The sequence below is a fragment of the Pseudomonas sp. EL_65y_Pfl2_R96 genome (assembly GCF_963970905.1).
In the GTDB taxonomy this organism is placed as follows: domain Bacteria; phylum Pseudomonadota; class Gammaproteobacteria; order Pseudomonadales; family Pseudomonadaceae; genus Aquipseudomonas.
The window spans coordinates 1-337 of sequence record NZ_CAXAQH010000431.1; the positions used below are offsets into that span (position 1 = coordinate 1).

The 337-nt window shown below is 64.1% G+C and carries 1 protein-coding gene; it reads left to right on the plus strand.

Features of this window, described 5'->3' with window-relative positions:
- Positions 1-337: immunoglobulin-like domain-containing protein (locus AACY49_RS31420; protein WP_339528265.1), on the plus strand; the 337-nt coding region annotated here is incomplete at both ends.

Here is a 337-nt window from a genome sequence, read left to right on the forward strand (position 1 = left end):
TCGGTTCGAGCAGTGCCAGCGTCAACTTCACCGCGCCGAACGATGCGTTGGCCGGCGGCGGTTCCCTGAGCGTGAAAATCGACGATGCCAAGGGCGGTAACTACGAGAAGCTGGAAGTCGATGGCAAGTCGGCGGATACCTCGATCACTGATACAGCAGACACCACCACCCTCAGCCTGAGCGCAGCCGACTCCGTGGCCGAAGGCGGTTCCATCGTTTATACCGCCACCCTGAGCAATGCGGCCGGTACGCCGGTCACCGTGACACTGTCGAACGGCGCGGTGATCACCATCGCCGCCGGCGCCACCAGCGGTTCCGTGACCGTCGACGCGCCGAA